The sequence below is a fragment of the Streptococcus infantis genome (assembly GCF_964243025.1).
Lineage (GTDB): Bacteria > Bacillota > Bacilli > Lactobacillales > Streptococcaceae > Streptococcus > Streptococcus infantis_N.
This window is the reverse complement of record NZ_CAXTDJ010000006.1, coordinates 96096-108762: the sequence shown is the minus strand read 5'-3', so window position 1 is coordinate 108762 and position 12667 is coordinate 96096. Positions and strand designations below refer to the sequence as shown.

At 37.3% G+C, this 12667-nt stretch carries 12 protein-coding genes; 9 read left to right on the top strand and 3 right to left on the bottom strand.

Annotation, left to right across the window (positions count from 1 at the left end):
- Positions 1 to 77: 77 nt before the first annotated feature.
- Positions 78 to 1700, bottom strand: coding sequence for an ATP-binding cassette domain-containing protein (locus ACESNQ_RS07820; RefSeq protein ID WP_373075991.1), 1623 nt, complete (start codon positions 1698 to 1700; stop codon positions 78 to 80).
- Positions 1701 to 1907: 207 nt separating this feature from the next.
- Between ACESNQ_RS07820 and trpS the strand changes: the two genes are divergently transcribed.
- Together trpS and guaB are read left to right on the top strand one after the other, a co-directional pair.
- Entirely contained in the window at positions 1908 to 2933 is a 1026-nt protein-coding gene (gene trpS, locus ACESNQ_RS07815; RefSeq protein WP_006149093.1) for a tryptophan--tRNA ligase, read from the top strand.
- A gap of 162 nt (positions 2934 to 3095) precedes the next feature.
- Complete coding sequence (gene guaB, locus ACESNQ_RS07810) at positions 3096 to 4574, top strand: IMP dehydrogenase (RefSeq protein ID WP_373075990.1); 1479 nt, start codon at positions 3096 to 3098, stop codon at positions 4572 to 4574.
- Positions 4575 to 4628: 54 nt separating this feature from the next.
- On the opposite strand, the gene recF is transcribed toward guaB, so the two are convergent.
- Positions 4629 to 5720, bottom strand: coding sequence for a DNA replication/repair protein RecF (gene recF / locus ACESNQ_RS07805; protein WP_373075989.1), 1092 nt, complete (start codon positions 5718 to 5720; stop codon positions 4629 to 4631).
- A gap of 2 nt (positions 5721 to 5722) precedes the next feature.
- Entirely contained in the window at positions 5723 to 6091 is a 369-nt protein-coding gene (gene yaaA, locus ACESNQ_RS07800; protein WP_373075988.1) for a S4 domain-containing protein YaaA, read from the bottom strand.
- A gap of 159 nt (positions 6092 to 6250) precedes the next feature.
- Between yaaA and yfmF the strand changes: the two genes are divergently transcribed.
- Genes yfmF through ACESNQ_RS07765 form a run of 7 tightly spaced genes read left to right on the top strand, consistent with a single transcriptional unit; the run spans position 6251 to position 12640 of the window.
- Complete coding sequence (yfmF, locus tag ACESNQ_RS07795) at positions 6251 to 7501, top strand: EF-P 5-aminopentanol modification-associated protein YfmF (RefSeq protein WP_024054448.1); 1251 nt, start codon at positions 6251 to 6253, stop codon at positions 7499 to 7501.
- Positions 7498 to 8778: an EF-P 5-aminopentanol modification-associated protein YfmH gene (yfmH, locus tag ACESNQ_RS07790; protein ID WP_373075987.1), complete on the top strand. Its 1281-nt coding sequence runs from the start codon at positions 7498 to 7500 to the stop codon at positions 8776 to 8778. Before yfmF ends, yfmH begins: the two co-directional genes overlap by 4 nt.
- A gap of 42 nt (positions 8779 to 8820) precedes the next feature.
- The gene (gene rodZ, locus ACESNQ_RS07785) at positions 8821 to 9648 is read left to right on the top strand and encodes a cytoskeleton protein RodZ (RefSeq protein WP_373075986.1); all 828 of its coding nucleotides are present in this window, start codon (positions 8821 to 8823) and stop codon (positions 9646 to 9648) included.
- An 11-nt stretch (positions 9649 to 9659) separates the two neighbouring features.
- Positions 9660 to 10199 (top strand): CDP-diacylglycerol--glycerol-3-phosphate 3-phosphatidyltransferase, encoded by a 540-nt coding sequence (gene pgsA, locus ACESNQ_RS07780; RefSeq protein WP_006149084.1) that lies wholly within the window; start codon positions 9660 to 9662, stop codon positions 10197 to 10199.
- A 2-nt stretch (positions 10200 to 10201) separates the two neighbouring features.
- Positions 10202 to 11029 (top strand): energy-coupling factor ABC transporter ATP-binding protein, encoded by an 828-nt coding sequence (locus tag ACESNQ_RS07775; protein ID WP_373075985.1) that lies wholly within the window; start codon positions 10202 to 10204, stop codon positions 11027 to 11029.
- A complete protein-coding gene (locus tag ACESNQ_RS07770) occupies positions 11014 to 11853 on the top strand; it encodes an energy-coupling factor transporter ATPase (RefSeq protein WP_024053671.1) in 840 nt (279 codons plus the stop codon). Before ACESNQ_RS07775 ends, ACESNQ_RS07770 begins: the two co-directional genes overlap by 16 nt.
- Entirely contained in the window at positions 11846 to 12640 is a 795-nt protein-coding gene (locus tag ACESNQ_RS07765) for an energy-coupling factor transporter transmembrane component T family protein (RefSeq protein WP_024053672.1), read from the top strand. The genes ACESNQ_RS07770 and ACESNQ_RS07765 overlap by 8 nt, the downstream gene beginning before the upstream one ends.
- Positions 12641 to 12667 lie beyond the last annotated feature (27 nt).

Below are 12667 nucleotides of genomic sequence, written 5' to 3'. Positions count from 1 at the left end.
GAATATGTTGAATAGAATCAGATTGACAGAACTATCAACTAAAAACTCAATTGGGAACCCAACTGAGTTTTATTTTTTTAGTCTTTCCAAAGTTCTTTTACTTTTGCTTGAACTTCAGCATTTTCTAAGAATTCATCATAGGTTTCATCAATACGATCGATGACGCCATTTTTAGATAAGACAATAATGTGGTTAGCCAAAGTTTGAATAAACTCATGGTCGTGACTGGCAAAGATGATAGACTCTTTAAAGTTTTTCAATCCATCGTTCAAGCTTGAGATAGATTCCAAGTCTAAGTGATTTGTAGGATCGTCAAGTACAAGAACGTTTGATTTTAAAAGCATGAGTTTTGAGAGCATCACGCGCACTTTTTCTCCCCCTGACAAGACGTTGACAGGTTTGTTAACCTCGTCTCCAGAGAAGAGCATACGACCTAAGAATCCACGTAGGAAGGTATTGTCATCTTCTTCTTTACTTGCGAATTGACGGAGCCAGTCAAGGATAGATTCACTGCCAGCAAAATCAGCTGAATTGTCTTTTGGCAAGTAAGAGCGACTAGTTGTAACCCCCCACTTGACAGTCCCTTCATAATCAATTTCACCCATAATGGCACGAATCAAGGCAGTTGTTTGGATGTCATTTTGTCCGATAAGAGCTGTCTTGTCACCTGGACGCAAGATGAAGCTGATGTTGTCAAGAATAGTTTCACCGTCAATCTTTACAGATAGATTTTCTACTGTCAAGAGGTCGTTCCCAATTTCACGTTCAGCTTTAAAGCTGATGAATGGGTATTTACGACTAGAAGGAACAATTTCCTCTAGCTCAATCTTGTCAAGCATTTTTTTACGTGAAGTTGCTTGTCTTGATTTAGAAGCATTGGCAGAGAAACGAGCAACGAATTCTTGAAGTTGTTTGATTTTTTCTTCTGCTTTAGCATTACGGTCTGCTAGCAATTTAGCAGCAAGCTCAGAAGACTCCTTCCAGAAGTCGTAGTTTCCGACATAGAGTTTGATTTTTCCAAAGTCAAGGTCAGCCATGTGAGTACATACTTTATTCAAGAAGTGACGGTCGTGGGACACGACAATGACAGTATTATCAAAGTCGATTAGGAAATCCTCTAGCCAAGTGATGGATTGAATATCCAGACCATTGGTTGGCTCGTCCAAAAGAAGGACATCTGGTTTACCGAAGAGGGCTTTAGCAAGGAGAACCTTTACTTTGTCGCCATTTGCTAGTTCACTCATATTTTGGTAATGAAGTTCTTCTGGAATATTCAAATTTTGTAAGAGTTGTGAAGCCTCACTCTCAGCTTCCCAACCACCTAGTTCAGCGAATTCTCCTTCAAGTTCAGCTGCGCGAACACCATCTTCATCTGAAAAATCTTCTTTCATATAAATGGCGTCTTTTTCTTTCATGATGTTGTATAGTTTTTCATTACCCATGATAACAACATCAATAGCACGCTCATCTTCGTAGTCAAAGTGATTTTGACGAAGTACTGAAAGACGTTCGTCTGGTCCAAGAGAGATATGCCCAGTTGTCGGTTCAATATCTCCAGCTAAGATTTTTAAAAAGGTTGATTTTCCAGCACCGTTGGCACCAATCAAACCATAGGTATTTCCTTCTGTAAATTTGATGTTTACATCATCAAAAAGTTTACGATCACTAAAACGTAGTGAAACATCAGATACTGTTAGCAAAGTTTTTCTCCTATTATATGTAATACTCTAATTCTACTAGAAAATCACCAATTATTCAAATTTTTATTTGTCAATTTTTTGTAAACAAAGTTGACAACCCCTTTACGATTGAAAGGGGTAACATCTCTATTGTTTCAATAAAAAAATTATCTGTCTTTTTATTAAAAAAATGCTATAATTGAAAGGACCATATCAAAGGAGAATAAGATGAGTAAACCCATTATTTTAACAGGAGATCGTCCAACGGGGAAATTACATATTGGGCACTACGTTGGTAGTTTGAAAAATCGTGTCTTACTACAAGAAGAAAATAAATATGACATGTTTGTTTTTTTAGCTGACCAGCAAGCACTAACAGACCATGCAAAAGATCCACAAACTATTGTAGAGTCTATTGGGAATGTTGCCTTGGACTATCTTGCAGTGGGATTAGATCCTAATAAAGCAACGATTTTCATTCAAAGCCAGATTCCAGAATTGGCAGAGCTCTCTATGTATTATATGAACCTAGTTTCATTAGCTCGCTTGGAACGAAATCCAACCGTAAAGACTGAAATTGCTCAAAAAGGCTTTGGTGAAAGTATTCCAACTGGATTTTTAGTTTATCCTGTTGCGCAAGCAGCAGATATTACAGCATTTAAGGCTAACTTGGTTCCAGTAGGGAATGATCAAAAGCCGATGATTGAACAAACACGTGAAATTGTGCGTTCTTTCAACCATACCTATAACTGTGATGTTTTAGTAGAACCAGAAGGAATTTACCCTGAGCACGAAGGTGCGGGACGTTTACCAGGTCTTGATGGTAATGCCAAAATGTCGAAATCACTTAATAATGGAATTTACCTAGCTGATGATGCAGATACTTTGCGTAAAAAAGTAATGAGTATGTATACAGATCCAGACCATATTCGTGTTGAGGATCCAGGTAAGATTGAAGGAAATATGGTTTTCCATTACTTGGACGTATTCGGTCGACCTGAGGATGCTCAAGAAATTGCTGAAATGAAGGAACATTATCAACGTGGAGGCCTTGGTGATGTTAAGACCAAACGTTACCTACTTGAAATCCTAGAACGTGAACTTGGTCCAATCCGTGAACGTCGCCTAGAATATGCTAAAGATATGGGTGAGGTTTATAATATGCTCCAAAAAGGTAGTGAAAAAGCTCGAGAAGTTGCTGGGCAAACACTATCAGAAGTAAAAGCTGCAATGGGTCTAAATTACTTTCACTAATGGATAAAATATGAACTATAAAACTATTTCTTCTTTAAAATAAGAGGGATAGTTTTTTATTTATTCTCTTATAAATTTAATTGACAAATTTTCATAGAATGGTATGATAGATACAATACAAAAAGCGTTTAGCTCAATAAAGGAAGAAAAGAGGAAACTTCAATGTCTAATTGGGGCACTAAATTTTTGAAAAAAGGTTTTACCTTTGATGATGTATTGCTAATTCCAGCAGAGAGTCATGTGTTGCCTAATGATGCGGATTTAACAACAAAATTAGCAGATAATTTGACTTTAAATATCCCAATTATTACAGCTGCAATGGACACTGTAACAGAAAGCCAAATGGCCATTGCAATCGCGCGTGCAGGTGGACTTGGAGTTATCCATAAAAATATGTCTATTGAGCAACAAGCTGACGAAGTTCGAAAGGTAAAACGTTCTGAAAATGGTGTTATCATTGATCCATTCTTCTTGACTCCTGAACATACAATCGCTGAAGCAGATAAACTCATGGGCCGTTATCGTATCAGTGGTATCCCAGTGGTTGAAACTCTAGAAAACCGTAAGTTAGTTGGTATTTTGACCAACCGAGATCTGCGTTTCATTTCTGACTACAACCAACCAATTTCAAAACACATGACTAGTGAAAACCTAGTTACTGCTCCGGTTGGTACAGATTTAAAAACTGCTGAGAGTATTCTTCAAGAACACCGTATTGAAAAACTACCTCTAGTTGACGAAGAGGGTCGTCTTTCTGGTTTAATCACCATTAAAGATATTGAAAAAGTGATTGAGTTCCCAAATGCTGCAAAAGATGAATTCGGTCGTCTTCTAGTTGCTGGTGCGGTAGGAGTTACTTCTGACACATTTGAACGTGCAGAAGCCCTCTTTGAAGCAGGAGCTGATGCTATCGTTATCGATACTGCCCATGGTCACTCAGCGGGTGTACTTCGTAAAATCGCTGAAATTCGTGGTCATTTCCCAGACCGTACACTGATTGCGGGGAACATCGCTACTGCTGAAGGTGCGCGTGCTCTTTATGATGCGGGTGTTGACGTTGTTAAAGTCGGTATTGGCCCAGGGTCAATCTGTACAACTCGTGTTATTGCTGGTGTGGGAGTTCCCCAGGTAACAGCAATTTACGATGCAGCAGCAGTTGCTCGTGAATATGGAAAAACCATCATCGCTGATGGTGGAATCAAATATTCTGGAGATATTGTAAAAGCCCTTGCTGCTGGAGGAAACGCAGTGATGCTCGGATCAATGTTTGCAGGAACAGATGAAGCTCCAGGGGAAACTGAAATCTTCCAAGGGCGTAAGTTCAAGACATACCGCGGTATGGGTTCAATCGCTGCCATGAAGAAGGGTTCAAGCGACCGTTACTTCCAAGGTTCTGTCAATGAAGCAAACAAACTGGTTCCAGAAGGAATCGAAGGTCGTGTTGCTTATAAAGGTGCAGCAGCTGATATTGTTTTCCAAATGATTGGTGGTATTCGTTCTGGTATGGGTTACTGTGGTGCTGCTAACTTAAAAGAATTACATGACAATGCTCAGTTTATCGAAATGTCAGGTGCGGGTCTAAAAGAAAGCCATCCACACGATGTGCAAATCACTAATGAAGCACCTAACTATTCAATGTAATAAAAAAATCTCCTGTTAAACGGGAGATTTTTTTATTTTACAAAGATGTAAAGTTTAATTTACAGTCAATTGACCATTATCTACTGTAAAGACGCTCAAGTTATCAGGTAAGTTTTGAAGATGGTCTAAACTAGTAGTTGTAATAAAAGTTTGAATGTTATGAGAAATAGTTTCCAATAATTTAAGTTGACGAGTATTGTCAAGTTCACTCATGACATCGTCAAGTAAAAGAATGGGAGATTCTTTGGTAATGCTCTCCATCAATTCGATTTCAGCAAGTTTTATAGAAAGCACCAAGCTACGATGTTGCCCTTGACTTCCGAAACTTGCTTCCATTCCATTAATCATGAAAATCATATCATCTCGATGAGGACCAACTCCAGTATTCTTCTTAAATAAATCTCTGGATCTACTTTTTTGAAGTGCTATATGGAAAGATTCAGCCAAATTTTCCTTGTCAACAAAGTTTACAGAAGGTTGATAACGGATTGACAACTCTTCTAACTGATCTGAGATGTCAAAATGTTTTTTCTTGCCAAAGAGTTCCATTTTCTGGATAAAGTCAGCTCGATGATTCATTACACGACAGCCATACTCTACCAGTTGGTCATCAAGAACAGATAGGAAAGTCTCATCTATGTTTTGTGTAGATTTGAGATAGGTATTTCTCTGTTTAAGGACGTGGTTATAACTTGACAGGTCTGACAAGTAAATCGGTTTGATTTGCCCTAATTCTATGTCAATGAATTTACGACGAATGGCCGGAGCGCCTTTGACAAGTTGTAAATCTTCTGGAGCGAATAAGACAACATTCATATGACCAATATAGTCTGATAGGCGAGCTTGTTTTAAGTAATTCACTTTAGTAATTCGCCCTTTTTGTGTTAGGTCAATTTCAAGTGGAATGCTTGCTGTTTTCTTTTGCAAGATTCCAGAAACTTGCAGTTGTTCTTCTTCAAATTGAATTAAATTTTTATCAGTCTTAGTTCGATGACTTCTCGTTAAGGCTAAAAAGTAAATACTTTCAAGAAGATTGGTTTTTCCTTGAGCGTTTCGGCCAACAAATACATTTAATTTTGGATTAAAATTAACTTCGACATCTCGATAGTTACGAAATTGTTTAATGGATAGATTTTTCAGCCACATATTTATCTACCTGGGAAACGTGGTGTAGGTTTTGTTTTTGTTGCTTGAGCTTTTTTTGTTGGCTTTTTTTGAACTTTTTTATTCATTTCCTTGACAAGCTTAGCTACACGTTCTTTCTCAAGTTTTTCTAGACGAAACTCCTCTAGTTCTTCTGATGTTGGTTTAACTAGAATAATTTGAGTTTTTAAATCAGGGATTTCAATAGAATCTCCGACTCTAATTTTCTTGCCTCGACGATTTTCTAATTCTCCATTAAAATATACAAGATGGTCAGACAAAAAAGATTTAATAGCACCGCCACTTTGGATGATCCCAAGATCTTTCAAAAGAGCTTGGAGAGTAATAAATTCTTCAAATAATTTGTATTCCATAGTTCACCTCAATCTTTGGTATTATACCATATTTTACTCAAAATAGTTGAGAAGAAACTACTGATATGAAAACGATTTTAATTTCAAAAGAGTCAAAGAGAACAGGAAAAATTTTCGTTTTCATGGTATAATAGAACTCTATGTAAAAGGAGGTAAAAGATGGAGTTATTCCCTGGAATTGCAGTGCATTTTATCCAATCTAAAAAGTTTAAGACAAATAAAATAACCATGCGTTTCACAGCTCCATTATCTCTGGATTTAATTTCTGGTCGCATGCTAAGTGCCAGTATGCTTGAAACTGCTAATAAAGGCTATCCAACTGCTCAGGTTCTTAGAAAACATCTGGCAGCATTGTATGGAGCAGATTTGTCAACTCATGCGTATAGAAGGGGGCAAAGTCACTTAGTAGACGTGAGTTTGACTTATGTTCGAGATGAATTTTTAAGTAAGAAAAACGTCTTAACTGCTCAGATTTTAGAATTATTGTATCAAGTCATATTTAATCCATTGTCAAATGAAGATGAATTTGAGAACAATGCCTTTGAAATTGAAAAAAAACAATTGTTGGCGAGATTAGAATCAGAATTAGAGGATCCTTTCTTCTTTGCCCATAAAGAATTGGATCAGTTGTTTTTCCAAGAGGAATCAATGCAGTTAGTTCCTAGAGATTTAATTGCCAGAATTTCCGAAGAGACTTCTAAATCTTGCTATTCAAGTTTTCAAAAAATGCTGAAGGAAGATAGAATTGATTTATTCTTTTTAGGTGATTTTAATGAAATTGAAGTCTTAGAAAACTTGAAGAAATTTAACTTGACAGGTCGTAAAGAAACTGTAAACATTCAATATCAGCAAGGTTATTCAAATGTTCTTAGAGAAGGAATTGCTAGGAAAAACCTAGGTCAGTCTATTCTAGAAATGGGTTATCATAACACAATTGGTTATGGAGATGATCAAAAGATGGCCTTGCTTCTCGTGAATGGTTTGCTTGGAGCTTTCCCGCACTCTAAATTGTTTACCCAAGTTAGGGAAAAGGAAGGGTTGGCCTACACTGTTTCTAGTCACTTAGATCTCTTTAGTGGATTTTTAAGATTGTTTGCTGGGATAAATCGTCAAAATCGAAACAAGGTAAGAAAATTGATGAATGATCAATTGTTAGCTATCAAAAATGGTAGATTTACAGATGCTGAAGTTAATCAAACTAAGGAAATGATTCGTAGGACGATGTTGTTGAGTCAGGATAATCAAGATTCGATTATAGATAGAGAATACTTAAGCCTCTTTTTTGGTAAATCGGCTTTAGAACTGGATACTTTGATAGAGAGACTAGAGCAAGTTGACAAGGATGAAATCTGCAGGGCGGCATCTAGTTTGAAATTGCAGGCTATCTATTTTATGGAAGGAGCAGAATGACTAGAGTTACTTTTCAAGAGAAATATTATCCTGCTGTAAAAGAAACTCTTTATCAAGCAAAATTAGAAAACGGATTGACAGTTTCTTTACTTCCTAAAAATGATTTTAACGAAGTTTATGGTGTAGTAACTGTCTATGTTGGTTCGGTTGACATTGAGTTTACAGCTAGAGATAGTAAAAAGAAAACATATCCTAAGGGGATTGCTCATTTTTTAGAACATAAACTTTTTGAAAGAGAAAATTCTGAAGATATCATGGCTGCATTTACCAAATTAGGTGCAGATAGTAACGCCTTTACAAGCTTTACAAATACAAGTTATCTTTTTTCAACCTCTGACAATGTCGCTGATTGTTTGGACTTGCTTGACGAGCTTGTTACTAGCTTTAACATTACTGAAGAATCTGTTGAACGAGAAAAGGATATTATTCAGCAAGAACGCGAAATGTATCAGGATGATCCTGATTCTTGCTTGTTCTTTAAAACACTTGCAAATCTATATCCGGAAACTCCACTAGCTTCAGACATTGTTGGGACTGAAGATTCGATAGAATATGTTACTTTAGAGGATCTACGGGACAATTTTGATGAATTTTACACTCCTGTCAATAGCCAAATTTTCCTCGTTGGAAATTTTGATTTAGAGTTGATACAGAATTATTTCTCGCAAATGGATGTTGGAGGTTGTATAGTTCAAAATCAAAAAGAACCCATCGCTTTACACCCTGTAAAGAAGGTTGAGAGCATTCGTATGGATGTTGCATCACCTAAATTAGCAATAGGAGTTCGAACGAATTCTGATATGGGGCATCAGGACTGCTATCGATATAGCGTTCTATTAAGAGCGTTATTTACGATGATGTTTGGTTGGACTTCTAAAAGATTTCAGAGTTTGTATGAAACTGGGAAATTAGATTCTTCATTATCTTTAGAAGTTGAGATCAATCGACGTTTTAACTTTTTGATGCTGACAATGGACACAAAGGAACCTGTTGCTATTTCGCATCAATTCCGAAAGGCAATTCAGAATTTTGCTACAAATTCGGATGTATCAGAGGAACATCTTGATTTGATCAAAAGTGAAATTTATGGAGAATTTATCCATAGTATGAACTCTTTAGAATTTATTGCGACCCAATATCAGTCACATTCTGACGAAACAACCCTGTTTGATTTACCAAAGATTATACAGGAAATGACCTTGGATGATGTTCTTGAGGTAGGACATCATTTTATCGACAATAGTGAAATAGTTGAATTTACAATTTTTCCACTATAGCCATCGAAATATAAAATGAACTAGAAAGAAGGCATGGTAAGTATGAGAAAAAAAACAATTGGTGAAGTGTTACGTTTAGCAAGAATTAATCAAGGTTTGAGTTTAGAGGAATTGCAGCGCAAGACAGACATTCAACTGAATCTGCTTGAGGCTTTAGAATCAGATGATTTCGACCAATTGCCAAGCCCTTTTTATACACGTTCTTTTTTGAGGAAGTATGCTTGGGCAGTTGAGTTGGATGAAAACCTTGTTTTAGACGCATATGATTCAGGGAGCATGATTACCTATGAGGAAGTTGATGTTGATGAGATAGAACTATCAGGTCGTAGACGTTCTAATCGTAAGAAACGTTCCTTGCTCCCTCTGTTTTACTTTATTCTCTTCTCCTTGTCTATTATAATTTTTGTTTCTTATTATGTTTGGAATTACATTCAAACACAACCGACAGCAACAACTTCAGCCAACTATAATGTTGTGACTACAACAACAAGTGCTACAAGTAGTGAAACAACAACTAGCAATCAAACCACTAGTCCATCAAGTTCGAGTGACGCATCAACTGTGACTGTTTCAGGCCAGGGAGATGTTATCTCGGTAGAATATAAAACTGCTAAAGATACTGCCGAACTTCAACTATCTGTGACGGATGCAACAAGCTGGATTAGTGTTTCAGATACTGAATTGGCTGGAGGAACAACTCTTGAGCCTAATAATAAGATGGCCAAAACAACAGTTTCTAAAGGCTCTCCAGTAACTATCACATTAGGCGTTATCAAAGGCGTGAAAATCAAGATCGATAATCAGGAAATTGATACTTCGAAATTAACTGGTCAAACTGGCTGGATTACATTGAAATTAAGCTCAAATTAAGGAAGGATAACATGAAAAAAGAGAATATTCCTAACATACTTACGCTTGGTAGAATTTTATTTATTCCGATTTTTGTTCTCCTTCTATCATTTGGACAGTCTCCTGTGTTACATAAAATAGCAGCAATTATTTTTGCCATTGCCAGTATCACTGACTATCTAGATGGCTATTTAGCTAGAAAATGGCAAGTAGTTAGCAATTTTGGAAAATTCGCAGATCCAATGGCAGATAAGTTGTTAGTTATGTCGGCCTTTATCATGCTAGTAGGTCTAAATATGGCTCCTGCTTGGGTAGTTGCTATTATCATTTGCCGAGAGCTTGCAGTTACTGGGTTGCGCCTACTCTTAGTTGAAACTGGTGGAACTGTTTTAGCTGCAGCAATGCCAGGAAAAATCAAAACATTTAGTCAGATGTTTGCGATTATCTTCTTGTTATTTCATTGGAATTTACTTGGTCAGATAACTCTTTATATCGCTTTGTTCTTTACAGTTTATTCTGGTTATGATTACTTCAAGGGAAGCGCGTATTTGTTTAAAGGAACCTTTCGCTAGATATGGAATCGATTATTGAAATTAAGAATCTGTCATTTCGATACCAGGCAGATCAAGAACACTATGATGTTCATAACATTTCGTTTCACGTGAAACGTGGAGAATGGTTGTCTATCGTTGGTCATAATGGTAGTGGAAAATCAACAACTGTTCGCTTGATTGACGGTTTGCTAGAAGCGGAATCTGGAGAAATTTGGATAGACGGTGATTGCCTAACTCCGGAAAATGTCTGGGAAAAAAGACGTAAGATTGGTATGGTATTTCAAAATCCTGATAACCAATTCGTGGGTGCAACCGTAGAAGATGACGTTGCTTTTGGACTAGAAAACCAAGGGATTCCACTTGAAGAGATGAAGAAGCGAGTTTCTGAAGCTCTGTCATTAGTTGGAATGGCTGAATTTTCTAAAAAGGAACCAGCTCGCTTGTCAGGTGGACAAAAACAGAGAGTGGCTATTGCAGGCGTTGTCGCCTTGCGACCAGATATTTTAATTCTGGATGAAGCTACAAGTATGTTGGATCCAGAGGGGCGTCTAGAGTTGATTAAGATAGTTCAAAAGATTCGCCAAGATCACCAAATGACAGTGATCTCCATTACGCATGACTTAGATGAGGTTGCCATGAGTGACCGTATTTTGGTGATGAAAAAAGGAGAAATCGAATCAACTAGTACTCCTAGAGAATTATTTTCTAGGTCAGATTTAGATCAAATTGGTTTAGATCAACCCTTTGTCAACCAATTAAAAGAATCGCTACGTACTAGTGGCTTGAAATTACCAGAGCACTACCTAACCGAAGAGGAGCTCGAGGAGGCTTTATGGGAATTATTCTAGACAATGTGAGTTATACGTATCAGGAAGGTACCCCCTTTGCCTCAGCTGCCTTGTCCGATGTTAATTTGTCAATAGAGGATGGATCTTATACAGCAATTATTGGGCATACAGGAAGCGGGAAATCTACAATTCTTCAACTTTTGAATGGTTTGTTGGTTCCCACAAAGGGAAGTGTTCGTGTCTTTGATACATTAATTACATCAACATCCGTCAATAAGCAAATTCGTCAAATTCGCAAACAAGTGGGCTTAGTCTTTCAGTTTGCAGAAAATCAAATCTTTGAGGAGACTGTCTTAAAAGATGTGGCTTTTGGACCTCAAAATTTTGGAGTTTCTGTAGAAGAGGCAGAAGCTATTGCGCGTGAAAAACTAGCTTTAGTAGGAATTGATGAGTCACTCTTTGGACGTAGTCCCTTTGAGCTTTCAGGCGGACAAATGAGAAGGGTTGCGATTGCTGGTATTTTGGCGATGGAGCCTAGCATTTTGGTCTTAGATGAGCCAACAGCTGGTTTGGATCCAATTGGTCGAAAAGAGTTAATGGCCTTGTTTAAAAAACTTCATCAGGATGGTATCACGATTGTTTTAGTGACCCATCTGATGGATGATGTGGCCGAATTTGCTGATCAAGTTTATGTGATGGAAAAAGGGAAGTTGGTCAAGAGTGGGAAGCCAAGTCTTGTTTTTCAAAATGTCGAATTCATGGAAAAAATCCAATTAGGTGTTCCAAAAATCACAAGATTTGCTCAAAGGGTAGCTGAACGAGGAGTTTCTTTTAAACAATTGCCGATAACGATAGAGGAGTTTAAGGAGTTCATCAATGGATAATATGATTTTAGGTCGTTACATACCAGGAAATTCGATTGTTCATCGTTTGGATCCTCGTAGTAAGTTAGTGGCAATGATTTTATTGATTATGATCGTTTTTTGGGCCAATAATCCAATAACTAATGTGATCCTTTTCGTTGTAACAGGTATATTTGTAGCCTTATCTGAGGTTCCTTTATCCTTTTTTATAAAAGGTTTGCGGTCCATGTTTTTTCTGATTGCTTTTACAACCCTTTTTCAACTTTTCTTTATATCTGGTGGAGATGTCTTGTTCGAGATGGGGTTTTTTAAAATCACGAGTCATGGCATTGAACAGGCGGGAATTATTTTTTGCCGCTTTGTGTTGATTATCTTTTTCTCAACTTTGCTTACCTTGACAACCATGCCATTAAGCTTGGCTACAGCAGTTGAGTCCTTGCTTGGACCCTTGAAAAGATTTAAGGTTCCTGTTCATGAAATTGGGCTCATGTTGTCTATGAGTTTACGTTTTGTACCAACCTTAATGGATGATACGATTCGAATTATGAACGCTCAAAAGGCGCGTGGTGTTGATTTTGGAGAAGGAAATATAATTCAAAAAGTTAAGGCTATGATTCCTATTTTGATTCCTTTATTCGCTACGAGTTTGAAACGAGCGGATTCTCTTGCTACAGCCATGGAGGCTAGAGGATATCAAGGTGGGAACGGACGTAGTCAGTACCGACAGTTGAATTGGATGAATAAAGATAGTGTGGCCTTACTCCTGGTATGTGTGTTGGGTTTGATTCTATTTTTGTTGAAATCCTAAAGTGAAGTATAGAATGAGATAGGGTAG